General features: G+C 70.6%; 20 protein-coding genes. 9 read left to right on the top strand and 11 right to left on the bottom strand.

Annotated features, from left to right (window positions below):
* Nucleotides 1–19: 19 nt before the first annotated feature.
* The gene (locus ACIRHA_RS31770; RefSeq protein ID WP_403853036.1) at nucleotides 20–2458 is read right to left on the bottom strand and encodes a polysaccharide lyase 8 family protein; all 2439 of its coding nucleotides are present in this window, start codon (nucleotides 2456–2458) and stop codon (nucleotides 20–22) included.
* Nucleotides 2459–2603: 145 nt separating this feature from the next.
* Here ACIRHA_RS31770 and ACIRHA_RS31765 point away from each other — a divergent pair, with 145 nt between their 5' ends.
* From ACIRHA_RS31765 to ACIRHA_RS31740, 6 genes are all read left to right on the top strand, one after another.
* The gene (locus tag ACIRHA_RS31765; protein ID WP_403853034.1) at nucleotides 2604–3758 is read left to right on the top strand and encodes a substrate-binding domain-containing protein; all 1155 of its coding nucleotides are present in this window, start codon (nucleotides 2604–2606) and stop codon (nucleotides 3756–3758) included.
* Between the two features lie 171 nt (nucleotides 3759–3929).
* Nucleotides 3930–5234, top strand: coding sequence for an ABC transporter substrate-binding protein (locus tag ACIRHA_RS31760; protein WP_403853032.1), 1305 nt, complete (start codon nucleotides 3930–3932; stop codon nucleotides 5232–5234).
* A 237-nt stretch (nucleotides 5235–5471) separates the two neighbouring features.
* The gene (locus tag ACIRHA_RS31755) at nucleotides 5472–6332 is read left to right on the top strand and encodes a carbohydrate ABC transporter permease (RefSeq protein WP_403853471.1); all 861 of its coding nucleotides are present in this window, start codon (nucleotides 5472–5474) and stop codon (nucleotides 6330–6332) included.
* Entirely contained in the window at nucleotides 6329–7258 is a 930-nt protein-coding gene (locus tag ACIRHA_RS31750) for a carbohydrate ABC transporter permease (RefSeq protein WP_403853030.1), read from the top strand. Before ACIRHA_RS31755 ends, ACIRHA_RS31750 begins: the two co-directional genes overlap by 4 nt.
* 113 nt (nucleotides 7259–7371) lie before the next feature.
* Nucleotides 7372–8349 carry a hydroxyacid dehydrogenase gene (locus ACIRHA_RS31745; RefSeq protein WP_403853028.1) on the top strand — a complete coding sequence of 326 codons (978 nt, stop codon included), beginning with the start codon at nucleotides 7372–7374 and terminating at the stop codon, nucleotides 8347–8349.
* On the top strand, nucleotides 8346–9830 hold the full coding sequence (locus ACIRHA_RS31740) for an HAD-IA family hydrolase (protein ID WP_403853026.1): 1485 nt from the start codon (nucleotides 8346–8348) through the stop codon (nucleotides 9828–9830). Before ACIRHA_RS31745 ends, ACIRHA_RS31740 begins: the two co-directional genes overlap by 4 nt.
* On the opposite strand, the gene ACIRHA_RS31735 is transcribed toward ACIRHA_RS31740, so the two are convergent.
* From ACIRHA_RS31735 to ACIRHA_RS31710, 6 genes are all read right to left on the bottom strand, one after another.
* Nucleotides 9796–10650: an alpha/beta fold hydrolase gene (locus ACIRHA_RS31735; RefSeq protein WP_403853024.1), complete on the bottom strand. Its 855-nt coding sequence runs from the start codon at nucleotides 10648–10650 to the stop codon at nucleotides 9796–9798. The two genes, ACIRHA_RS31740 and ACIRHA_RS31735, sit on opposite strands and share 35 nt — an antisense overlap.
* 66 nt (nucleotides 10651–10716) lie before the next feature.
* Complete coding sequence (locus tag ACIRHA_RS31730) at nucleotides 10717–12267, bottom strand: bifunctional 3-(3-hydroxy-phenyl)propionate/3-hydroxycinnamic acid hydroxylase (protein WP_403853022.1); 1551 nt, start codon at nucleotides 12265–12267, stop codon at nucleotides 10717–10719.
* A 24-nt stretch (nucleotides 12268–12291) separates the two neighbouring features.
* Entirely contained in the window at nucleotides 12292–13224 is a 933-nt protein-coding gene (locus tag ACIRHA_RS31725) for an NADP-dependent oxidoreductase (RefSeq protein WP_403853020.1), read from the bottom strand.
* Nucleotides 13225–13226: 2 nt separating this feature from the next.
* Complete coding sequence (locus ACIRHA_RS31720; RefSeq protein ID WP_403853018.1) at nucleotides 13227–14315, bottom strand: alpha/beta hydrolase family protein; 1089 nt, start codon at nucleotides 14313–14315, stop codon at nucleotides 13227–13229.
* Nucleotides 14315–15298, bottom strand: coding sequence for a fumarylacetoacetate hydrolase family protein (locus ACIRHA_RS31715; protein ID WP_403853016.1), 984 nt, complete (start codon nucleotides 15296–15298; stop codon nucleotides 14315–14317). The genes ACIRHA_RS31720 and ACIRHA_RS31715 overlap by 1 nt, the downstream gene beginning before the upstream one ends.
* A complete protein-coding gene (locus ACIRHA_RS31710; RefSeq protein ID WP_403853014.1) occupies nucleotides 15295–15882 on the bottom strand; it encodes a VOC family protein in 588 nt (195 codons plus the stop codon). The genes ACIRHA_RS31715 and ACIRHA_RS31710 overlap by 4 nt, the downstream gene beginning before the upstream one ends.
* A 211-nt stretch (nucleotides 15883–16093) precedes the next feature.
* On the opposite strand from ACIRHA_RS31710, the gene ACIRHA_RS31705 reads away from it, so the two are divergent.
* Nucleotides 16094–16852, top strand: a complete 759-nt coding sequence (locus ACIRHA_RS31705; RefSeq protein WP_403853013.1) for an IclR family transcriptional regulator — start codon at nucleotides 16094–16096, stop codon at nucleotides 16850–16852.
* Between the two features lie 104 nt (nucleotides 16853–16956).
* On the opposite strand, the gene ACIRHA_RS31700 is transcribed toward ACIRHA_RS31705, so the two are convergent.
* Nucleotides 16957–18072 (bottom strand): serine hydrolase domain-containing protein, encoded by a 1116-nt coding sequence (locus ACIRHA_RS31700; protein ID WP_403853011.1) that lies wholly within the window; start codon nucleotides 18070–18072, stop codon nucleotides 16957–16959.
* A 122-nt stretch (nucleotides 18073–18194) separates the two neighbouring features.
* Between ACIRHA_RS31700 and ACIRHA_RS31695 the strand changes: the two genes are divergently transcribed.
* The gene (locus tag ACIRHA_RS31695) at nucleotides 18195–18977 is read left to right on the top strand and encodes a MerR family transcriptional regulator (RefSeq protein WP_403853009.1); all 783 of its coding nucleotides are present in this window, start codon (nucleotides 18195–18197) and stop codon (nucleotides 18975–18977) included.
* Nucleotides 18978–19207: 230 nt separating this feature from the next.
* Nucleotides 19208–20680 (top strand): DHA2 family efflux MFS transporter permease subunit, encoded by a 1473-nt coding sequence (locus ACIRHA_RS31690; protein ID WP_403853007.1) that lies wholly within the window; start codon nucleotides 19208–19210, stop codon nucleotides 20678–20680.
* A gap of 260 nt (nucleotides 20681–20940) precedes the next feature.
* On the opposite strand, the gene ACIRHA_RS31685 is transcribed toward ACIRHA_RS31690, so the two are convergent.
* The 3 genes from ACIRHA_RS31685 to ACIRHA_RS31675 form a co-directional block, all read right to left on the bottom strand.
* Complete coding sequence (locus ACIRHA_RS31685) at nucleotides 20941–22278, bottom strand: amidohydrolase family protein (RefSeq protein ID WP_403853005.1); 1338 nt, start codon at nucleotides 22276–22278, stop codon at nucleotides 20941–20943.
* A gap of 61 nt (nucleotides 22279–22339) precedes the next feature.
* Nucleotides 22340–22828 (bottom strand): nucleoside deaminase, encoded by a 489-nt coding sequence (locus ACIRHA_RS31680; protein WP_403853003.1) that lies wholly within the window; start codon nucleotides 22826–22828, stop codon nucleotides 22340–22342.
* Entirely contained in the window at nucleotides 22825–24192 is a 1368-nt protein-coding gene (locus ACIRHA_RS31675) for a purine-cytosine permease family protein (RefSeq protein WP_403853002.1), read from the bottom strand. Before ACIRHA_RS31675 ends, ACIRHA_RS31680 begins: the two co-directional genes overlap by 4 nt.
* Nucleotides 24193–24204: the final 12 nt, after the last annotated feature.

Raw genomic sequence — 24204 nt, 5'->3', positions numbered from 1 at the left:
CCGTGGGGAACGTGGCTGTTCAGGCGAGCTTGACCGTGATCTTCTGGGTGGTGCCGCCGGTGGCCGAGAGGTCGCCGAAGGTGAGCTTCAGGGCCGGGCCCGTGGCGGCCCGTGTCACCGTTGCCGGCTTGGACAGCACCGAGCGCACCGCCTTGTTCCAGGTGAGGGTGAGCCCGGTGAGCTTTCGGGTGGGGTCGCTGACGCTGATCGTCGCGGTCCCGTCCCGCCGTTCGCGGACCAGGACCGTGGCGGGGGCGCTCGCGGTGAGTCCGCCGAAGCTGCCCGCCGCCCAGAACACCGCGCCCGTGACGCCGAGCGACGGGATGCGGGCGCCGTGCGCCACCGCTGTGTTGGTGTGATCGGTCAGCCAGCCGTTCAGCGCCGTGGAGCGGCGGGCGGTGCGCGCGGCATCCGCCCCCGGCAGCAGCACGTATGCGTAGCCGGCCGATTGAGGCGCCGTGCCGTGGTCGAACCACAGGGTCACGTATCGGCTGGTGAACTCCGTTGGTGAGCCACCCGTGTTGATGTCGTGCCAGGCGCCGGTGCGTTGTTCGCGCGCGGCCTTGAGCGTGGCGCCGCCCGGGAACAGGTAGCCGCCGTGGCCTTGGATGTGGGCCCATTTCGCGCGGTCGAGAGTGGCAGCCCAGCTGAGGTCCGCGGGCTGGGTACGGCCGTCGACGACCAGGGGGTTCTTGCCGGTCGGGCCCAAGTGGCGGTTCTCGACGATCGTTTCGATCGCCGCGCCGTCGGCGGCCTTGATCGCGGAGCCGAGGCAGATCACCGCGTCGTCGAGGAAGAGCCACGACTTGCGTGCCTCCATGGTGGAGGACAGGCCCTTCAGGTGCTGTCCGACCATCGCGTACGTGCCGTCGCCCGCGCCGCCGACGAAGTCCGCATCGGGCAGCGCCGCGCCCCAGATGCCGCCCTCGCCGTCGGTGAGCCGCTTGGCGGAAGCGGTGGTGCCGGGCAGCCGGTACGGGTCGACGGTGGGCCAATACCGGTCGGAGTACTGGTCGTTGGCGAAGTCGTCGCCCCACCAATAGAGCATTCCGGAGCCGCTGTGGAAGGCGCGCAGGTTCTCGCCGTTGCCGTTCTCGTAGTACGTGATGCGGCGCGAGGCCATGGACAGCGAGGCCGCCCAGCCGGCGCGGTGGTGGGCGACGCGGTCCATCGCGGCGAAGACCAGGCTGCCGTCGGGGTGCGGGGCCGCGGCGACGCCGCTGTCGTCCAGTACGTCGTTGAGCAGCGCCAGCTTGCTGACCGGGAGGGCCGGGTCGGTGGTTGCCGGACGGTAGTGGGCGCGCTGTACCCAGCCCTTCACGAGCGCGCGCCAGCGGGCGTTCTCCGCCTCGCTCGCGCCCTGGCCGAGGGCGACGATGGAGGCCATGACCGTGTGGCCGCGTGTCTGGTCGTCGCTCTGCCCCTTGGTGCCGCCGGGCGGCAGGCCGCGGGAAATCGCGCGGCCCGAGACGCCGTCCATCATCAGGCCGTTGTGCAGGAACGGGGTGTACGACGCCTCCACGGCATCGAAGATGACCTGCTTTTTCGGGTCCTTGACCTCCCAGGTGGAGCCGCCGAGGAGGGCGATCAGCTTGCTGAGGCCGTCGAGGAGCACCGCCCCGTACGAGCCGGTGTAGGCGACGGTGGTGTGCTGGATGACCGAGCCGTCGGCGTAGATGCCGTCGCCCTTGGTGACGTACGGGAAGACCGGGGCGATGGCCTCGGAGGCGAGCGCGACCTTCGCGGGCTTCTTCTCGAGGATGCCGCGGACGGCCAGGACCCGGCACAGGTCGATGCGGTTGGCGCCGGTCGAGGTGCCGGTGTAGTCCGCGACCGCGGAGTCGGGTACGAAGTGGTCGACGGCCTCGCAGTAGGTGGCGATCTGCTCGGCGGTGAGGTGGTCGTGGAGGAGGACGGCGGTGTCGAGGAGCGCCTGCGGGCCGCCGATCTGCCAGTTGTACCAGTTGCCGTACGGCTCCTGGCCCGCGTTGTAGACCTTCGCGCAGATGTGGTCGAGGCCGGTCACGATCTGCTCGGCGAGGTCCGTGTCGCCGGTGAGGCCGGTGCCGGGCTGGCGGTAGGCCTCGGCCATCGTGTAGAGCTGGGCGAAGCTGGTCTGGATCTTGCCGGAGAAGCCGTACGACTCGGTGTCCTTGTCGGGATCCGGGTCCGCCCACACCGCGTCCGGCCACAGCGAGCCGTCCGTTGGTGTCATGCGCGCGCTCAGGTCGCGGGCGGTGGCGCCGACGGCCGCGAGCTTTGATGTGAACGGTTCGGCGGTCGGGCTGAAGCCCTCGCCGAGGAGGAGCCCGCGCCAGGTGTCGCGCAGTGTGTCGAACTCGTCCGCCGCGTACGCCGGGGAGGGGGCGACGGCGAAGGTGGTGCCGGTGAGGCCGACGGCGGCCGCGGTGCCGGCGGCGGCCTGAACAAATCGGCGGCGGGACAGGGGAGTTGGCATGGTGTCTCCGAGCCCAGAGGGGAGCGTGTGCCAGCTTCCTAGCACGCTCCGCACGGAATGCTCAAGACATTCGTATCGAAAGAAACGATCGGTACGGTACGGTTAATCGCACGTATTGCGGGTGTGACCAGGGAGGTAGGCCGTCGTGCGACTGCACGTGAACCAGCGCCATGACCGCGTGCTCGATGTCGTCCGGGCGCGCGGCAGCGTCAAGGTCGCCGAGCTCGCCGAAGAGCTGGGCGTCTCGGCCGTGACGGTGCGCCGCGACGTCGAGGCGCTCGCCGCGCAGGGCCGCGTCGAGCGGGCGCACGGGACGGTGTCCTGGCCGCAGACGGAGTCCGCGGCGGCGCCCTCGGGTCCTGCCGTGACTCCAAGTGCGGCCTCTGCCCCGGCCGTTGGGGGCGAGCCGGCCCTCGGCATCGTCGTACCGAGCATGGAGTACTACTTCGCCGAGCTGGTGCGCGGCGCCCAGGAGGCCGTGACGGCGTGCGGCGGCCGACTGGTCGTCGGGATCTCGAACTGGGTGCCCGCGGAGGACGCGGTCCAGGTGGGTCAGCTGCTCGACGGCGGGGTCCAGGGGCTGTTGCTGCAACCGGCCTGGGAGTTGGGGCTGCCGAGCGCGGAACAGGAGCGGCAGCTGCTGGAGTTGCCGGTGCCCGCGGTGCTGCTGGAGCGGCGCATCCCGGTCGGCGGCCGCCTCGCACACCTGGATGTGGTGCGCTCCGACCATGTGCTCGGCTCCGCGGCCGCCGTCCACCACCTTGCCGACCTCGGGCACGGGTCCGTCGCGCTACTGGTGCGGCGCGACAGCCCGACCGTCCCGCTGGTGCGCGAGGGATACGAAGCCGCGGTGGCCGCCCGCGGGCTGCCGGTGATCGACCCGATCGAGATGCACCCGGCGGTCTCGCCCGCAGGCCTCGACGCTGCCGCGAAGCGGCTGCTGGCGCTGGACGGGGTCACGGCGGCACTCGTGCACAACGATCAGGACGCCATCGGGATCGTCCAGCGGCTGCGTGCCGCGGGTCTGCGGATCCCGGAGGACATGGCGCTCGTGGCGTACGAGGACGAGCTGGCGGGACTGTCCGACGTGCCGCTCACCGCGGTGGCGCCGCCGCGCCGGGCCGTTGGGCGGGCGGCGGCGGAACTGCTCCTTGCCAGGCTGGCGGAACCGGTCGATGGCGCGGGCGGTGGCGCGGGCGGTGGCACGGGCGGTGGCACGCGGGACGACAGTCCGCGACGGCATCTGGCGCTGATGCCTCGGCTGCGGGTGCGGGACTCGTCCGGCACCGGTGCGAAGTGACCGCGGGCGGAGCCGCGTCGGCGGACGGCGCACCTTTCTGATCGAAGTGATCACTATGAATGAATTGCTCATTCGCTCTTGACTGTTGTTCGTTCTGACGCAAATCATGGGCCGCGACATCGGCCGAGCCTTCCGGCTCACCCGGTCCGTCCTGCGTAGGAGCGACGTGCAATGAAGCCCACCTCTCTCACCTCCCGCATCACTTTGATCGCCGGTCTTGCCTCGGTGGCCGTGACCGCCACGGCCTGCGGCGGCGACGACGGGGGCGGTGACGCCGCGTCAGGCGGCCCCGTCACGGTCACGTACTGGTCGTCGACCGACGGCGCGAAGGAGACCGCGCAGGCGTTCAACAAGACGCACAAGAACGTCAAGGTGAAGTTCGCGGAGATACCGGCGGGTCCCGACGGTGTCACCAAGCTCTCCAACGCCGTCAAGGCGCAGAACGGCCCCGACGTCGCCACGATGGACTACTCGGCCCTCCCGGAATTCGCCAGCCAGGGCAACCTGACCGACCTGAGCGATGCCGCGGGCCCGCTGGTGAAGGGGAAGTTCCCGGCGAACATGCGCTCGTTGGTCACCCTCGGCGGCAAGACCTGGGCGGTGCCCTTCGACGTCACTCCGCTGGAGCTGTACTACCGCAAGGACCTGTTCAAGAAGTACGGCGTCGAAGTGCCAAGGACCTGGGCCGACTTCAAGAAGGCCGCCGAGACGGTCAAGAAGAAGGACCCGAAGGTCCGGATAACCAACTTCGGTGGCGGAGACCCCGCCATCATGGCGGGCCTCGCCTGGCAGGCCGGCGCCAAGTGGTTCACCACCAGCGGCAATTCCTGGAAGGTCCGGATGCGGGACACCGCCTCCATGAAGGTCGCGGACTACTGGACCGGCCTGGTCAAGGACGACCTGGTCTCCAAGACCCCGCTGTGGGCGCCGGAGGAGACCAAGGAGCGGGCGAGCGGCAAGACCGCCGCCTTCATCGGTGCCGCCTGGAGCGCCGGGGGCATGAAGACCACCTACGGCGACGCCAAGGGCAAGTGGGGCATCGCCCCGCTGCCCAGCTGGGACGGCGAACCGGCCAGTGCCATGTACGGCGGCACCTCGTACGTGGTGCCCAAGGGCAGCGGGAAGACCGAGGCCGCCGCGCAGTTCATCGAGTGGGTGACCACCACCGAGGCCGGGATCAAGGCGCGCTTCGAATCCGCGAAGGCGCCGAGCAGCGCCCTGCCCGCGAACGACGAGATGCGCAAGGTCGCCGCCGAGACCTACGACGCGTCGTACTGGGGCAAGGACACCGACCCGTACGCGATCGCGAGCACGGCCGCCGACTCGATCGTGCCCGGGTGGACGTGGAGCCCGGTGCAGGGGCAGGTGCTGGCCGCGATGCAGAAGACCGCCGCCGGCTTCGATCAGGGCCAGGCCGCGGGGCAGCGGGCGGCGGAGAAGGGCATCAAGGAGCGCGGTCTCAACTTGGCCAAGTAGCGGCGCTGTTGACGCGGCCGCCGTCGGTCGCGTCGGCGCTGTCGGCCCCCTCCGGCCCTGCCGGTCCCCTCGGCCCCGCCGGTCGTATCGCGCCCCCCACGCCCCGTCCGCCCCCCCGTCCGCCCCCCCCGGCGTCACCCCAAGGAGTACCCGTGGCAACACCCCTCGTCCGCGCCCCGGGCGGCGCGTGCGGCGCGCTCCGGCAGTCGTCGCGCCCGGCCCGGTGAACGCCGGGCGATCGCCGCCTTCGTCCTCCCCTTCTTCGTCTTCTTCGCCGCCGTCACCGTCGCCCCCATCGGGTACGCGGCGTACCAGAGCCTGTACCGCGAGGAGCAGTCGGGACTCGGCTTCGGCGGCACCGAGCGGGTCTTCGCCGGGTTCGGCAACTTCACCGAGGCGCTCGGCGACGCCGCCTTCCTCCGCTCCCTCGGCAACGTGGCGGTCTACTGCGCCCTGTACATCCCGGTGATGATCGCCGTCTCGTTGGCGCTCGCGCTGCTCATCGACTCGGCGGCGGCCAGGGCCCGGCGCTTCTTCCAGATCGCCTTCTTCCTGCCGCACGCCGTCCCCGCGCTGATCGCCTCGGTCACCTGGCTGTACCTGTACACCCCGGGTCTCAGCCCGGTCACCGACGCGCTGGACGCCCTCGGTGCGAGCTGGAACTTCTTCGACGCCGACACCGCCGTCGTCTCCGTCGTCAACATCTCCGCCTGGCAGTGGATCGGTTACAACGTGATCATCTTCTACGCCGGTCTGCAGGCCATCCCGCGCGAGACCCTGGAGGCCGCCACGGTCGACGGCGCCGGCGGGCTGCGCACCGCACTGCAGATCAAGGTGCCGATGATCCGCTCGACGCTCGTCCTGGTCGGCCTGTTCACCTGCATCGGAGCCATCCAGCTCTTCGACGCCCCACGGATCGTCTACGAGCGGGCCAACGCCATGGGCGACGACTGGGCCCCGACGATGTACGTGATGAAGGCGGCCTTCCAGCGACACGACTACGGCCTCGCGGCGGCCGCCTCGCTGCTGCTCGCGGTGCTCGGGGGCGTCGCCTCCTACGTCGTCACCAAGCTCGGCAACCGGTGGAGGACCGCATGAGCACGACCACCGCCCCCGGCACCTCGACGCCCCACGCAACCGCGCCCGAGCCGGAACCGGCGCCGCCCGCCGGCCGTCCACCGCGCCGCGGCACCGGCCTGACCTCTCGTACCGCCGTCAACGCCTTCCTGGTCGTCTTCGCCCTCTACTCGCTGATGCCGCTCACCTGGATGGTGATCGCGGCGACCAAGGACCACACCGATCTCTTCGCGACGAACCCGTTCGCGCTCGGCGACTTCCACCTCTTCAGCAACCTGCACGAGCTGTTCACCGTCAACGACGGCATCTACGTGCGCTGGTTCGGCAACACGATCCTCTACACCGTCGTCGGGGCTCTGCTGTCGACGGCCGTCGCCGTCGCCGCGGGCTACGCCTTCGACAAGTACCAGTGGGTGGGCAAGGAGAAGCTCTTCGGCCTGGTGCTGGTCGGGATGCTCATCCCGTCCGCCGTGACGCAGTTGCCGCAGTATCTGCTCGCCTCCGAGGCGCACCTCGTCAACACGTACTGGGCGCTGCTGCTGCCCGCCCTGGCCAACCCCTTCGGCGTCTACCTCGCGCGGGTCTTCGCCGAGGGGTACGTGCCCGGCGAGGTGCTGGAGGCGGCGCGGGTCGACGGGGCGGGCGAGTTCCGCACCTTCGGCCGGGTCGCGCTGCCGATGCTCGCCCCCGGGTTCATGACCATCTTCCTGTTCACCTTCACCGCGCAGTGGAACAACTTCTACGGCGCGATGATGATGCTGAGCAGCGAGCGGCTGTACCCGGTGAACCTCGGCCTGTTCATGTGGAACAAGAGCGTCCAGCAGCAGCCCGAGTACTACTCGCTCGTCATCGTCGGCTCCCTCGTCGCCGTCCTCCCGCTGATCGTCGCCTTCCTCTGCCTGCAGCGCTACTGGCGCTCCGGACTGACCGCGGGCGCGGTGAAATGACCTCCCCGCACGGCGGGACGGCCCACTCCCGCCTCGCAACGACCGCTGTGAAAGGCGCCTCCTTGAACGCGATTCCCACCGCGCCCGCGCGCCGCCCACGCACCCTTCTGGCCATGGGCGACGACATCCACGCGGCCCTCCTCGCCGAGGGCGCCCTCGACCGGCTGGCCGCTGCCGCACAGGCCGACACCGCTCGGTCCTGCCCGGACCTCGCCCAGGCGCCCGCCGATGAACTCGCCGCCGCCGAGGTCCTGTTCACCCACTGGGGCTGTACGCCGCTCACCACCGCGCTGCTGCGCCGGATGCCGCGACTGAAGGCCGTCGTGCACGCGGCCGGCTCCGTCAAGCACCATGTCACCGACGCCGTGTGGCGGCGCGGCATCGCCGTCTCCAGCGCCGCGGCGGCGAACGCGCGGCCGGTCGCCGAGTACACCGTGGCCGCGATCCTCTTCGCCAACAAGCGGGTGCTGGACAGCGCCCGCACCTACCAGGAGCACCGCGGCCGCTTCGCGCTGCTGCCGTACTTCGCCGGGGCCGGCAACCACGGCCGTACGGTCGGCGTCGTCGGGGCCTCGCGCACCGGCCGCCTGGTGCTTGAACTGCTGCGCCCCTTCGACCTCGAAGTGCTGGTGCACGACCCGTTCCTCGACGCCGCAGGCGCCGCCGCCCTCGGTGCCGAGGCGACCGGCCTCGACGACCTGGTGCGGCGCAGCCACGTCGTCACCATCCATGCCCCTCAACTCCCCGAGACCCGGCACCTGTTCGACGCCCGCCGCCTGGCTCTCCTCCGTGACGGCGGCACCCTGATCAACACGGCCCGCGGCTCCCTGGTGGACACCGGCGCGCTCACCGCCGAGCTGCTCACCGGACGTATCTCCGCCGTACTCGACGTCACCGAACCGGAGGTCCCGGCCGCCGACTCGCCCCTGTACGGCCTGCCGAACGTGTTGATGACCCCCCACATGGCGGGCTCCCTCGGCAACGAGCTCGGCCGCATGGCCGACGCCGCCACCGCCGAACTGGAGCGCTACGCCCGAGGCGAGCCCTTCGCGCACGCCGTCGCCCCCGACGAGCTCGCGAGGTCCGCATGAGGCGCCGCGTGCTGGTCATCGGCATCGACGGCGTCCGCCTCGACGTGCTGCGCCGAGTGCCGACGCCGCACCTCGACGCGCTGGCGGAGCACGGCTTTCTGGCCCCGATCGAGGTGGACGAGGCCACACCCACCATGTCGGGCCCCTGCTGGGCCACGATCGTCACCGGTGTGACGGCGGCCAAGCACAGTGTGTGGAGCAACGACTTCTCCGGCCACCGCCTGGGCGTCTTCCCGGACTTCACCACCCGCCTCGCCGAACAGGACGGCCGCCGTACCTTCGTCGCGGCCGGCTGGCAGCCGCTGTTGCAGTCCCGCTCCGGCGGCCCGCTCTTCCAGGCGCCCGCCCGGTCCTGCTACGCGGCCCCGGCAGCGGAGACGGCCGAGGACTGGGAGGCCTGCGACGAGCAGATCACCGAGGCGGCCCGCGCGGTGCTGGAGACGGATGACCCCGAGGTCTCGTTCGTCTACCTCGGCGCGCCCGACGAGACCGCGCACCTGCTGGGCTGCGGGGACCGGTACGAGCGCGCGGTGACCGCGGCGGACGCACGGGTGGGCCGGCTGCTGGCAGCAGTGCGTGCCCGCCCCGGTTACGCCGAGGAGGCCTGGACGTACCTCGTCGTCACCGACCACGGGCACGTCGACGCGGGCGGCCACGGCGGCCGTTCCTCCGTGGAGCGCACCGCCTGGCTGCTCGCGGCGGGACCCGACATCGCCGACCGCGCCCCCGCCCGGCCGCTCGCCCACGTCGATGTGGCCGCACAGGTCTACGCCGCGCTCGGCCGCCCGGCCGACCGGCACTGGACGCTCGACGGCCGCCCGTTCGCGGCCACCCCGCAGGCGGTGCTCCTCGACATGGACGGCACCCTGGTGGACACCGAGCCACTGTGGTGGCGGGCCGCGCAGCGGACGGCGGCGGGTCTCGGACTGGGGGAGCTGCCGGAGTCCGACCTCCCGCGCGTCCTCGGCCGTGCGACCGTCGACGTCGCCGCGTACCTGCACGCGGCCGGCGGCACGGACCGTACGGTCGCGTCGCTGACCGAGGAACTGGAAGCGAGCTTCCTGGCCGCGGTGGAGCGGGACGCGGTGCCACTGCCCGGCGCTCCCGAACTCCTCTCACTGCTGGCCGACTTGGACATCCCCGCGGCCCTGGTCTCCGCCTCCCCGCGCCCCGTGGTGGACACGGTGGCCAAGGCCCTGGGCCGCGACCACTTCCGCACCACGGTGGCCGCGGGCGAGACACCGCACACCAAGCCCCACCCCGACCCGTACCTCAGGGCGGCCCGAGTCCTGGGGGTGAACCCGGCGGCGTGCGTGGCGGTGGAGGACAGCCCGACAGGCATCGCCGCGGCGGAGGCGGCGGAGTGCCGCGTCATCGCCGTCCCGTCCCTGCTCCGGATCCCTCAGTCCCCGGGACGTACGGTGCTGACCGGCGGCCTGCCAGAGGTCACCCCGCGGGTGCTGAGGGAGGCGGGGTGGTGACCGTCGACGCCCGAACGGCGGCGTGCCAGTCGCCGTGGCTGTCCCGGCGGGGATGCGCGTAGCGGCCGATGAACTCGCGGATCTCCCGGGCGACGAGCTCGGGAGACTCGTACGGGGCGAGGTGTCCCGCGTCCGACAGGAAGACCAGCCGGCCTCCGGGCATCGCACGGATGTCGGCGATCAACTTGTCCTGCGGAGCGATGGCGTCCTTGCCGCCGATGACGTAGCACGCCGGCACGGCGATCCCGGGCAACTCCTCGAACATGCTCGTGTAGGCGCCACCACCGGTCCCGAGCCAGCTGCGCCAGAACTGCTCTGTGACGCCAGTCGTCATCGTGCGCACGACATCGGTCGTCCTGCCCGGCTCCAGCGAGATGGCCCCAATGGCCCGCGTGATGGCTTCGACGTCACGGAAGGACTTGTGGAACGCTTCGATGACCGGATCGCCGACCTCGGTACCGCCCGCGTTCCACGGCATGAGGGCCATGACCGCGAACACCTGGCCGGGCCTGTCGAGAGCGATCCGCACACTGAGCGCGCCACCGAAGGAGAGCCCGACGAGGGCGAAGCGTTCGAGGCCGAGCTCGTCACAAGCGTCGATCACCGTGTCGGCGATCCGGGAGAGGCTGGAACCGTCGGCAGGCGCATGGAGGGAGCCCGCGTGGCCCGGCAGGTCCATGAGAACGAGGCGGTAGCCGTCGAGCAGGGGTGCCACCTCGGACCAACACGCGAGTGAGCAGCCGAGTCCGGGCAGCAGAACGACGGCGTCCGGCCCGGTTCCCCGCTCCTCGTAATGGATACCGTTGTTCGTCTTCGGCATGAGATACCTCCGTGTGTCACGTGGTCCGGGGCTGTCGTCGGCCGCCGCGCGGGCGGTGTCCCGCCGTTACGTCAGCGACAGGCTCACGCGAAGTGAGGCGAGCAGACCCGCCACCTCGGCGAGCCCGGTAGCAGTGCCGAAGACGTAGAAGTCCGGGCGGACCAGCACGGCCACGACACGGGCCTCCTTGAGCCAGTCATGCAGCGCCTCGCCCTCTTCCTGGACTCCCTCGGCGCCAACCACCACGGACCGCAGCCCGATCGCGCGCTCGAGGTCCGAGACGGCCGAGGCCGTCGCCGCGTCCGGTTCGACCAAGCTGAACAGGGTGAACCCGCGGCCGAGTACGTCGTCGGACCGCGCGGTCTTTCCGTCGCTCGTCCGCAGAAGAGGCTGCACAGCCAAGTGGCCGGCCAGCGGATGCCCGGCCCGGAAGCCTGCGCCGACAGGTGGCTGGAACGGTGGCGGAAGCTCGGTCGCCGACCGCATGTCCTCGCGACGTCGCGCCGCACGTACGGTGTCGGTCTCGCAGACGACGGTCCCGACCCGCACCGACTCCTCGATGTAGTCGATGACTTGAGGCCTTCTCGAGAGCGTGTACAGGTCCAGCAGCTTCGGGTCCGCGGCGCCGGTCAGTACGAGGTCGAGCATCCAGCCGAGGGTCGAGGCGTCCCGGATACCGGAGCTCATGCCCTGTCCGAGGAATGGCGGCATGACGTGAGCGGCGTCCCCGGCAAGCAGAACCGACCGGTGGCGGAACGTGTCGGCCACGATGGACCGGAACTGGTAGACGGTCTGCCGGATCACCTGCCCCTCCTGCGGGCCGATCCACGGCCCGAGCAACTCCCAGACACGTTCCGGCTTCACCATCTCCGCGGGATCGTCGCCCTCGACGAGCATGAACTCCCAGCGGAAATACCGCTGAGCCACCCGGCCCATGTGGTTCGGCCGCGCGGGGTCGAGTACCTGGCCGGTGTCGGGGATGTCCAGGGCCGGGGCGCCCGGCCGGGGCCGGACGTCAACGACCAGCCAGTCGCCCCGGAAACCGAGATCCTCCGTCGGAATGCCGCAGAGCGTGCGTACCGCGCTGTTGGCGCCGTCCGCCCCGACCACGTAACGAGCGGTGACGACGCCGCCGTCCGCCAACGTCGCCTCCACGTGGGCGGCCCCCTGGCGCAGGCCGACCAGCTCCGCACCGAAACGGACGTCCACCGTGGACGCTCCGCGGACTGTCGCGTCCAGGACGTCCTCGAGTTCCGGCTGGTAGAAGTGGTACGAGGCGTCCCAGCCGGAGGGGGCGGCCCATCCCCTTGGCAGACGGGAAATCACGCTTCCGTCGGGATCGAGGAATTCATACGCGCGTGCCGGTTCGGCGATGCGCCGTACCTCGTCGGCAATGCCCAAGGACTGGAAGACGCGCATGATTTCGTGATCGAAGTGCCCGGCTCGGGGCGTCTCATAGCGCCCGACCCGCCGTTCGCACACCAACACCCGGTGCCCAGAGGCACCCAGGAGAGCAGCCAGGGTCTGACCGACCGGGCCGTACCCGATGACGAGGACATCCGCGTCCACCGCATCCGGTGTGGTCGTGGATGTGCGGGGTTCATCGGCACGTTTCATGTGTCCCAACCTTTCGCTTGCACCTCAGGTGGCGTCGATGTCCAGCACGATCCGGCCGCGGGCGCGGCTGTCCGCGTGGAGCATCCGCCAGGCGTCGGCGGCCTGCTCCAGCGGGAAGGAACGATGCACGGGGACGGACAACTTCCCGGACTCGGCGAGCGCGGCCACCTCCGTCAGTTCGCCGGCGTTCGCGCGCGCCCACACCAATTGGCCACCCTGTTCGGGAGCGGTGATGTCGGCCACGGAGGCGACCCGCGCGGGATCCTTCAAGACCTTCCGCGAGACGGCCACCGCGTCCTCGCCGTAGAAGTCGAGCGCCGCGTCGACGCCCTCTGGCGCGAGCTCGTGCACCCGCTCGGCCAGTCCTTCTCCGTAGGTGATCGGTGTGGCACCGAGTTCACGCAGGTAGTCGTGGTTGCGCTCGCCGGCGGTACCGATGACGTGTGCGCCCCGGGTGGCGGCGATCTGCACGGCGAGCGCGCCGACCCCACCGGAGGCCGCGTGGATCAGGACGGTGTCGCTCTCGCTGATGTCGATGCGCTTGATGGCCTGATAGGCCGTCAGCCCGTTCAGCGGCAGACACGCCGAACGGAGCCAGTCCCAGGACTCCGGCTTGCGCGCCAGAGTGCGGGCAGGAGCTGAGACCAGTTCGGCGTAAGTACCGTTCTGCGCCCAGTCCTTGAGGACGAAGCCGATCACTTCGTCGCCGATCTCGAACTCGGTGGCACCGAAGCCGCGAGCCTCGACGACGCCGGACATCTCGAAGCCCGGGATGAGGGGAAAATGGGTCACCATGATGCCGTCGAGATTCCCGATGGCGATCTTTTCGTCGGCCGGGTTCACTCCGGCGGCCTTGACCCGGACCAGGAACTCCCCGGGTGCGACCGCCGGTGTCGGCTGCTCCGTGAACTCCAGGTCGTCCACGTCGCCGTAATCCCGGATGGTGATTGCTTTCATGGTTACCTCCATGACTCTGTGAGCCGGGCACGGAACCAGTCACAGACGAACTCCGTGCGCTCGGCCGAGTGGTTGTAGATGGTGTGATCGCCGTCGTCCCAGACCCGCAGGGTCGGATGCGCCGACAGGTCGAGGAACACCTTCTGCTGGTCGAGGCCGACCAACGGGTCGTTGCCACCGTGCAGCACGAGCAGCGCGGCGCTCGTGCGCTCGCGAGCCGGGTCGATCCACAGGGTGCGCAGGACAGCCGCGGCTTCGTGGTCGGTGTCGACGCCCAGGAGCGCCCGCGACTGTTCGCGAGCGGTCCGGAACGGCAGTGGCTCCGGCTTCGCGCCGGCCCCATTGACGCAGCACGCGCCGAAACGGCTGTCGTGCACCGCGGCACGGGCGGCGAGTAGCCCACCGAAGCTGTTTCCCCACACCCCGTACCGGCCGTCGTAGCCGCTACGGGCACGCACGGCGTCGAGGACAGCGCTGAAGGCCCGGTCGACGCCCCCGTCGAGGTGGAGTCCGCCGGTCATGCGCGTATCGCCCTGCCCCGGTGTCTCGAGCAGGACAGCGGACAGCCCCCGCCGGGCCAGGGCTTCGGCCTGCTGATGGAAGGCCGGGCCCCAACCGCTCTGCCCGCCGACGATGACCACCGCGGGGCCGGGGTGAGCGCCGGAGCGACTCACGAGCCAGGCGGTGCAGTGGCTCTGCCGGAACGGGATCGACAGCCGTTCCACGCACAACTCGGTGTCGAGCTCGGCCGCGGCCCGGTAGGCCCGGTTGAGCCGGACGTAGAGCGCGCGTTTGGCCGGGTGGTCGGTGTTGAAGGCCATCTGTGCGAAGACCAGGGAGGCCGTTGCCCGGCGATAGCACGCGACCGCGGTTTCGACGTCACCGCGGTCGGCGGCCGCCTCCGCGCGGGCCAACTGCGCCTCGGCCAGGCGGGTCGCGATTTCGTGCCACGGTTCGGAGACGGCAGCACTGGCCAGGTGGACCGCGTCCCCGTGGTCCATTCCGTAATCGAGCATTCGGGACAGCGGCATGGCACGCAGCAACGCGGCCCGCAGCTTGGCCGGGTCCTCCGCCGGTACGGGAGCGTCCATCAGCGCGCGACTCCATCGGTGAATCGCGGCCGTGTTCCGTCCTTCTGCCCTGTCGCGGCAGGGGGCCGCAACGGAATGACCGGCGCCGCCTCGGTGACGGTATTGCGCAACGCGCCGAGACCTTCGACCGACGCGACGACCTCGTCGCCCGGCCGCAACCACGGGTAGGTCGTCGAGCCATGGGTGCGGGAGAGTTCCAGGACGCAGCCGGTGCCGCAGGTGCCCGAGCCGATGACATCGCCGGGCCGCACTTCGGTGCCGCGGGAGGCATAGGCGATCATCTCGCCGAACGACCAGTGGATGTCGGACCACAGGGCGCGGGAGTAGGGAACACCGTTGACCGTGCAGGTCATTTCGAGACGGAAGCCGTTGCCCTCGCGGCGGTCGGCGATCTCGTCCGGGGTCACGAAGTACGGGCCGAGGCTCGTCGCGGTGTCCTTGCCCTTCACCGGTCCCAACGACAGCTTCATCTCGCGTTGCTGAACGTCCCGGCCGCTCCAGTCGTTGAGTACGCAGTAACCGGCGATGGCTTGTTCGGCGTCACCAGCGGACAGATCGCGGCCACCGCGCCCCACCACCGCGGCGACCTCCAGTTCGAAGTCGAAACGCTCCGCACCCGGCGTCATCGGCACCGGCCCGCAGCCCATGACGGCGTAGGGGTTGGAGAAGTAGAAGACGGGCAGCTCATACCAGTCCGGTTCCATCTCGAGGCCCCGCCAGGCGCGCCCTGCCCGGACATGCTGTTCGAAGGCGTAGAAGTCACGGACGGTCGGAGGCGTCGCGATCGGCGACAGGGGAACGATGTCCGGAAGCGGCACGGTCGCGCCGCGCCGCAGCGCGGTCCGTCCGGCGGCGAGCAACTCGGCGTCGCCGGCCTCGATGAGAGGCAGCAGGTCTGCCAGGCCGTCGACGACCCGGACCAGGTCACCGTCCACCACACCGACGCGTGAGGACGTGCCGTCCGCGTAGCGAACGAACTTCACTGCCGCACCTCCCGGGCTGTGGCGCGATCGGCTGCCACCGTTTGCTCGCGTTGTTCGCGGGTCCAGGCGCGATAGCTCTCCTCGGTGAAACCCGTCGCGCCGTGGCGCTCGACCGAAGCCCCGATGGCGGCCAGAAGCTCCTCGGGATCGGTCTCGATGTCGATGTGCTCGACGAAGGGCTGTCGTGCCACGAGCCCGGTCCGCCAGTAGACCTCACACCGGTTGCCCTCCGGGTCGTAGAAGTACACGCCGACGGCGTTGCCGTGCGAGACGATCATGTCGAGCCGGACGTCGTGCTCCCGGAATCGTCGATGGAAGCCGAGGACGTCCTCGAAGCGTGCGCATCGGAACGACACCTGCTGGATGAGTCCGATGCCGACCGGCGCGTCCCGCCCATCGGTCAGAAGCAGTTCATGGTGTTCGGTGTCCGGCCGGGCGGACAGGAACCAGATGCCCAGCCGCTCGTCGTGGTCGGTGACCGTCAGCCCGAGTACGTCGGTGTAGAAGGCGAGTTGCCTGCTCACGTCGTGACAGCGCAGGCCGACATGGCCGAGTTCCGCGACGGACGGTGTTGAGGCCGTCACGTCACTCCTCCTGAAAAGTGTTCTGCACAGCAGATCATGTTCTGCACGCTAGCTCCGAGCCGGTGGCGCGTCAACGGAGGGATGTTCTGCTGGACGAAGAGGATTCTGCTCAGCGGAACACAGGGCGAGTGGCGCATCGGTGTATTCTGGCTGGCGGAATGCAGTCCATTTGCCAGAACAGTCGCAGTGGCGACAGTGAGACGGAGGGGGTGTGGCAGTGTCGGCCGCCTACCCTGTGGAATCGATCGACAACGCGGCGCGGATCCTGCTGATGCTGGTGGACAAGCCGTCGTTGCGAGTCGCCGACGTGTCCGCCGAGTTGGAGGTGGCCAGGTCGACCGCTCATCGAATGCTGACCACCCTGCAGGCCCGTGACCTGCTCCGTCAGGACGCCCGGACCAAGGGCTACGGACCCGGGCCCGCCCTGGCCAGGCTCGGCATCGCCGTGATGGGGGCCGTCTCCCTGCGCGACGAAGCACGTCTCCTGCTGGAGAAGCTCGTCGAAGACACCTCCGAGACCGCGCATCTGCTCGTGCTGGAAGGCACGCAGACCGTCTTCATCGAAGGTGTGGAGAGCCGGCAGGTGATTCGTGCCGGGCTGCGTACCGGGCAGCGAGGCCCGGCGCACGCGTCAGCCGCAGGGAAAACGCTGCTCGCCGAGCTTTCCCGCGAAGAGTTGCGGCGCCGCTATCCGGGCGCGCGGCTGCGGGGCGGAACCGAGCATGCGGTCAGCACACGCCGGGCGCTCGAGGCCGAGCTCGAGAAGGTGAGGGAGGCCGGCTACGCCACCAACATGGAGGAAAGCGAATGGGACCTCTGCGCGGTGGCCGCCCCGGTACGGAACCGGCAGGGCGTGGCCTGCGGTGCGCTGTCGGTATCCGGCCCGGCGAGGCGAACCGACGCGAAACTCGCCCTCCTCAGCGGCGCTGTCGTGGCCGCCGCCACCGAACTCGGCACGCGGCTCGGGTAGTTCGCGCCGAGCGGTGATTGTGTACCCCGCCCAAAGGAGGTGCGGGAGGCCGGCGATGTCGGCACGGTCGACACCGCCGCCCCCACCAGGCCTCCCACGCGGGCTCAGCTGCCGAACACCGCCTCGACGAGACTTTCCTGCGCCTTCATGAAGGGTCCCGCCAGGGTCATTTCGGCATCGTCCACATAGTTGAGCGCGGCGGTCAGGGTCCTGCTGCCGTCGGCCGTGCTGTACATCAGGGCCGCGTGGCCGCTGTGGCCGCCGTTGTGGAACAGGAGGGTGTCGGCGCCGTCGGGGCCGGCTTGTTGGACGCGCAGGCCGAGTCCGAAGCCGCTCTCGGGGTGCGGCTTGCTCATCTCGGCAAGGAGCGGTGCGGGCAGCAACTCGCCGCGGGCCAGCGCGGAGATGAAGGTGTGCAGGTCCTGGGCGGTGGAGATCATGTCGCCGCCGGCGTCGACCCAGGACGGGTTCTGGCGGCTGACGTCGACCGTGTGCGTACGGCCGGCGTCCTCGTACCGGTAGTAGGCGTGGGCGTACGGTTCGGGGATGTCCTGCGAGGCGCCCGGCACCACCGTGCCCGTCAGACCGAGCGGCCTCAGGATCCGCTCCTGTGTCACCTCGGCGCAGGGGAGGCCGGTGACGTTCTCGACCAGCAGCCTGGCCAGCACGTAGTTGGTGTTGGAGTAGCTCCAGCCCGCCCCCGGCTCGAACCGCGGCGGCTTCGACAGCGACAGCCGGGCCAGGTCCTGTGGGCGGTACGTGTGGAACCGCTTGTCCACCCATTCCTTGCCCGCGATGGTCGAGGGGATTCCGGGTGCCACGGTCCCGTCCTCGGAGAACTCGCCGGTGTGGTTGAACACCCCGCTGGTGTGCTGCAGCAGCATGCGCACCGTGATCCGGCGGTCGAGGTCGAACTCGGGGAGGTGGTCGACGGCCGGCGCGTCAAGGTCGACCTTGCCCTCGGCCACCAGTTGCAGCACCAGCGTCGCGGTGAACGTCTTGGTGTTGCTGCCGATACGTACGTGCCCGTTCGTCGGAGGCTCGGCGCCGCGGCCCAGTTCGGCCACGCCGGCGGTGGCGGTCCAGGCGCCCCGCTCGTCGTGCACCCGCAGCTGGATTCCGGTGATTCCGGAATCGACGATCTCCTGGAGGACGCCGCGCAGTTGCGGACGGTCCGCCCCGGCAGGGGAGTTGGCTGTGGTGTGCGGGGACTGGCTCATGGTCGTCTCCTTGTGCGGAGTGGTACCCGAAGTGGAAGTACGGCTGCGCGAAGTGGCAGTACGGCGAGCCTGGTCCCTGCCCTAAGGTCAAGGTCAAGTCTTCTCGGGGGGAGTTGGAGCGGATGCGTGCCAAGGGTGGGCTCACCATCGGTCAGGCGGCGGCCTACGCCGGCGTCACGATCAAGACCGTGCGCCACTATCACCGGCTGGGTCTTGTCGCCGAGCCGGAGCGGGACACGTCGGGCTACCGGCGTTACGGCTCGGCCGAACTGCTCCGGCTGGTCCAGGCCCGGACCCTGGCCGGGGCCGGAGTGCCGCTCGCCGAGGCCGGCGAACTGCTCGACGCGGGCACCGAGCGGTTCGCCGCCGCCGTGGACGACGTTCACCGCCGGCTCACCGAGCAGATCGAGGACCTGGTCGCGCGCCGCGACACGCTGCACCGGATCGCCCACGGGGACAGGGCCCTGCTGCCCGACCGGGCCTGCGCGGTCCTTGGCCGTATGGCCGAACTCGGCCTCAAAGCCGAGTACGTGGCCACGCAGCGAGAGGCACTGGTACTGACCCGTGCGGTGGTTCCGGAGATGTTCGACACCTTCCTGACCCGGCTCGAGCACCTCCTGGACGATCCCGGGCACGTGGAGCTGACCAAGCGTGCCTGGGACGCGAGTTCCTGGCCGCCCGACGACCCGCGGCTCGACGAGCTGGCGTCCGCGCTGGCCGAGAAGGTGCTGACCGACCGCGCGCTGCTGGCGGCGGGGACCGGACTCCGGGACCGGTCCGACGACGCGGCCCGGTACGCACTGGTCAACCATCACCGGGAGGACGACGCACCCTCCATGGCCCGGCTGAACGCGCTGGTCGAGGCGCGGCTGCGCGCCGCCGGTGTCGACTTCCCGCAGCGATAGGCCCACGTCCACCTGCCGCCGCCGTGATCTGTTGTGATGGCCGTCATACCCGGAATGCCGTGCTACGGCGGGGCGTTGAGGGTTGAGTGCGTACTGCGTGTATGCGCCGTTCCCCTGCCCTGCGGTGAGCGCCCTGAGTGGCCCGGTCCGTTCGTGTGTGCCAAGTACCTGGCCCGCCGTGTACGGCCCGGCCCATGACTTCGACCGACTCTTGCGAGGTACACCCCCACATGAGCCAGCCAACAAACGTCGAGAGCGTGGACGCGCCCGGCGACGGCGGCAGTACGGCCGCCCCGCCCGCGGACGGGACTTCGGCGCGCGCAGGCGTCCTGATCGCGGTCCTTGTGGCCTCCGCGTTCGTGATGATCCTCAACGAGACGATCCTGAGCGTCGCCCTGCGCGACCTCACCGTCGACCTGAAGGTCTCCACGACGACCGTGCAGTGGCTGACCAGTGGCTTCCTGCTGACGATGGCCGTGGTCATCCCGATCACCGGCTTCCTTCTCGAGCGTTTCTCCGCGCGCCGGATCTTCCTGGCCTCGCTGACGGCGTTCAGCACCGGCACCCTGATCAGCGCCCTCGCGCCCGGCTTCGGCGTGCTGCTCACCGGGCGCGTGGTGCAGGCCTTCGGCACCGCCGTCATGATCCCGATGCTGATGACGACGGTGATGCGCCTGGTCCCCGCGGAGCGCCGCGGGGCGATGATGGGCACCATCACGATCGTCATCGCGGTCGCCCCGGCCATCGGCCCGACGGTGGGCGGCGCGGTGCTGTCCTCGTTGAGCTGGCGCTGGATGTTCTGGATCGTCCTGCCGCTGGCACTGGCGGCTCTGGTGATCGGCGCGATATGGCTGCGCCTTGACAGTGAGACGCGGAAGGTGCCGCTGGACGTGCTGTCGGTGGTGCTCTCCGCCGTCGGCTTCGGCGGCGTCCTCTACGGCCTCGCCTCCATCGGTGAGTCCGGAGGCGGGGAGCACCCCGTCGCGCCGTGGATGCCGATCGTCGCCGGCCTCCTGTCCCTCACCGTGTTCGTCCTGCGCCAACTGCGCCTGCAACGCAGGGACCGCGCCCTGTTGGACCTGCGCCCGCTGGCGAACCCCACCTTCTCCGTGGCCCTGTTGCTGTCCGCGCTGCTGTTCATGTGCATGCTGGGTGCGGCCGCGATCCTGCTGCCGCTCTACCTCCAGACGGTCATGGGGACGACCACGTTCGTCAGCGGCCTCGCCGTCCTCCCCGGCGGTCTGCTCCTCGGCGTCCTCGGCCGCCCCGTGGGCCGGCTCTACGACCGCGTCGGCGCCCGGCCGCTGGTGATCCCGGGTGCGGCCGCGCTGGCGGCCTCGCTGTGGTTGTTCTCGCTGCTCGGCCCGGACTCCTCGCTGGTGGCGGTCATCGGCATCCACCTGCTGCTGATGGGCGGGCTCGGCATGATGATGACCCCGTTGATGACGGCGTCCCTGAGCGCGCTGCCGGACCACCTGCACTCCCACGGCAGTGCGATCCTCGCGACGATGCAGCAGGTTGCGGGTGCCTGCGGTACGGCGGTCTTCGTCACGGTGGCGTCCCTGGCGTCCGACGCCGCGTCCGCCGCGCCCGACGCGAGTGGTCTGAGTGCGGCGTTCATCCTCGCGGGCATCATCGGCCTTGTGGCGTTCGCGGCCTCGCTGTTCTTCGGCCGCGGTACGCGCTCCCCGCAGAAGCGCTGAGCTCACGCGCCGTTGAGGCCCTGCTGCACGGGGACGCCGGCCACCCCCGGCTGGTCGCGGCGGCGGCCCAACTGGCCGCCGCCGACGGCCTCGTGATCGCCCCCCCCGTCTACGAGGCCTCGTGCTCCCCAATGCGTAGGCGCACGCGAGAAGTTGGACCGGGCGACGGCCCTGCTGCGCCGCGTCGTTGATCCGCTGTGCGTATGCGTAGCGCTTCGGGGCCGGGGTGCGGCTTGTCGGCGCGCGCCCGGCATGTCACCTCACGGGCCCCTCGTGAGAGCCGCCCGGCGCCGGAACAGGTCCTCGGCCGCGGCCTGAGCCTCCAGACGCACCTTCTCCGTGTCGACGGAGCGCACCGTCCCGCCGTCCACGAGCAGTTCACCGTCGACCCACACCTGGTCGACGTCGGCGGCGGAGGCGGAGAACACCAGGTGGGGGACGGCGTTGAAGTCGGCGCCGTGGAGAAGGGGGGTGGTGTGGAGGCGGCGCAGGTCGACGGTCACCACGTCGGCCCGCTTGCCTGCCTCCAGCGAGCCCGTGACGCCGTCCAGGCCCAGGGCGCGGGCGCCGTCCCGAGTGGCCATGTCCAGGATGTCCCACGGGTCGCCGGTCGTCGGGTCGAGGGAGGTGACCTTCTGCAGCAGGGAGGCGAACTTCATCTCCTCCAACAGGTCGAGGTTGTTGTTCTCCTTCTCGCCGTCGCTGCCGATGCCGACGGCGATGCCCCGCTCACGCATGTCGGCGACGCGGGCCGGGCCCGACGACAGCTTCATGTTGGAGCACGGGCAGTGGGCGACGCTCGTGCCCGTCCCGGCGAGCAGGTCGAGTTCGTGGTCGTCGAGCCACACGCAGTGGGCGACCACGGTGCGCGGTCCGAGGATGCCGCGGTGGTGGAACTCTTCGATGGGGCGGCGGCCGAACTGCCGCAGCGACTCCTCGACTTCCCACGTCGTCTCGGAGGAGTGGGTGTGCAAGCCGGTGTCGAACTCCTCGGCCAGGGCCGCGGCCGTCCGGAAGGCGTCCTCGCCGCAGTAGAAGAGGTGCTCGAGGCCGACCCACGAGCGGACCCGGCCGCGTGCGTACGTGCGGTAGGTCTCCAGTAGCCGGCGGTTGGTCTCCAGGGTCTCGAAGTAGTCGTAGCCGGGCAGGTCGGCGACGTAGGGGACGAGCGTCGCGCGGATGCCGACCTGTTCGGCGGCGTGCGCCGAGCCCTCCATGTGACGCCACATGTCCATCACGGACGTGGTGCCCGCCCGCAGCGACTCCGTGTAGCACAGCAGCGACGCCGCCCCGGCGATCTCGGGGGTGAGCGCCTTGTGGGCCGGGTCCACGTAGTCGCGCAGCCAGTCCCACAGCGACTTGGACTCGGCGGTGCCGCGCAACAGGCCCGAGTGCAGGTGGGTGTTGTGCAGTCCGGGGATGACGGCGTGACCGGTGGCGTCGATCACCTGGGCGTCGGTGGTGTCGAACGCCTCCGGGCGGTCGACGGCGACGATGCGGTCGCCTTCCAGGAGGACGGAACCGGGGTCCAGGACGGCCCTCGTGCCGTCGCAGGGGATGACGATGCCGTTGTGGATGAGTGTGCGGTGGGGCGACATGGTGTGCTGCTCCTCAAGGCCGATGCGGGAGGCGGCGGGGTCAAGTCCAGTGGCTGCGGGCTCAGTTCCAGAATCCGGCGTGGACGGCGGACGCCTCCTCGCGCAGGCACGGGCCGAGCACCTCGACCGCGCGCTGGCCGCGGGCCAGGACGTCCCGGCAGGGCAGGGCCATCGTCGGGTTCTCGGGGTTCGCGCCGGTCAGGGCGAGGAGTTCGTCCTCGCCGAGGGCGTAGGCGACGCGGCCGATGCCGCTCCAGTAGACGGCTCCGGTGCACATCGCGCACGGCTCCGTGGAGGTGTAGAGCGTCGCGCGGGCCAGCGCGCCGCGGTCGTACGCGCTGGTGGCGAGGCGCACCAGGTTGGTCTCGGCGTGGCCGGTGGCGTCCCGTTCGGTGACAACGGTGTTGCCGGCCTCCAGAACCTGCTCCCCGTCCAGGACGAGCAGCGCGCCGAAGGGGTGGTTGCCGGCGTCGCGGGCCTGCGCCGCCCGGGCGATCGCCGCACGCAGGAACAGCTCGTCCTGTGCGGTGGATGCGGTCGTGATGGTCATGCCTGGCTCCTCAACTTCTCGTACGTGGCGGGCAGTTCGGACGTATGGGGGCGTGGGCACAGCACGGTGTAGGCGGCCCCCGCCACCGCGAACCCGACGAACAGGCCGAACGAGCCGAGCGCCGGATGCGCCCCGGCCAACGGCCCCGTGTACAGGGACTGGTTCATGAACGGCAGCTCGGTGGCGATCGCGAGCAGCACGCAGGGCAGGCCCCGGCCGAAGCGGTGCCCGGGGTCGTACAGGTCCGCGACCGCGCGCCGACCCCGCCCCCAGTACGCGACGATCATCACCGCGCCCCACGGCGCCAGCCAGTAACCCGTCATCAGCAGGAAGTCGTTGAGCTGCGTCGCGAAGTCGCCGTGCCCCGCGTACCAGGCGAGCCCGGTGCCGAGGCCGCCGACGACGAGCACCGACACCCAGCGGGGAATGGTGAACCCGGCGACGAGCGCCGCCATCGCACCCGAGTACAGGTCGATGACCGTGGAGGCGAGCGTGGAAAGCAGCAGGCACAACAGCACCACCGTGCCGAGCGCGTGCGGCAGCAGGCCACTGACCATCGCACTCGGGTCGTCGAGCGCGCCCGCCGTGCCGAGTGCGGCGCCGAGCGATCCGATCCACACCCCGGCGACCGCGCAGCCACCGCCCGCCGCGAGGAACACCCGGCGCGGCCGGCTCTGCTGCGGCAGATAGCGGCTGTAGTCGGACGCGTACGCGGACCAGCCGAGCACGCGGGCTGCGGTGACGGCGACGACCAGCAGGAACGCGGAAGTTGAGCCGTCGGCCGGATCGACGGGTGCCGACGCCCGCGCTGCTCCGAAGCCGTACGCCGACATCACCGCGAACACCACCACGAGGACCACCGCGAGGACCCGCTCCACGGTGTGGATCAGCCGGTAGCCGACGACCGCGATGCCCAGCTGGGCCAGTGCCATCAGGGCGAGGGCCGGGGCGAAGCCCATGCCGGTCAGGTCCCGCAGGATGTAGATGCCGAGCAACGAGTCGACCACACACCAGCCGACGCCGTTGACGACGGTGAACGCCGCGGACGGCAGATTCCCGAGCCGCCCGAACGGGCCGCGCGACTGGACGAGTTGCAGCACCCCGGTGAGCGGCCCGCGGGTGGAGAACAGGCCGACCAGGGCAGAGCTGAGCAGGGTGCCCGTGAGGATCGCCAGGACGGCGGGCAGCAGGTCGAGACCGAACACGGACGTCGAAAGGGCGCCCACGCTGAGCGTCGCGAACTGCACGTTCGCGCCGAACCACAGCGTGAACAGCGACCAGGGGCGGCCGTGCCGACGCGTGAGCGGGACGGGTTGGGCTCCCAGGCGTTCGATGGCCGAGGGACGTTCGGGGTCGGCGCGCATGATGGCTCCTCA

The sequence above is a fragment of the Streptomyces sp. NPDC102360 genome (assembly GCF_044766085.1).
Taxonomy (GTDB): domain Bacteria; phylum Actinomycetota; class Actinomycetes; order Streptomycetales; family Streptomycetaceae; genus Streptomyces.
Note: the sequence above shows the minus strand (reverse complement) of the source record. Positions and strands in the feature narration are given on the sequence as shown.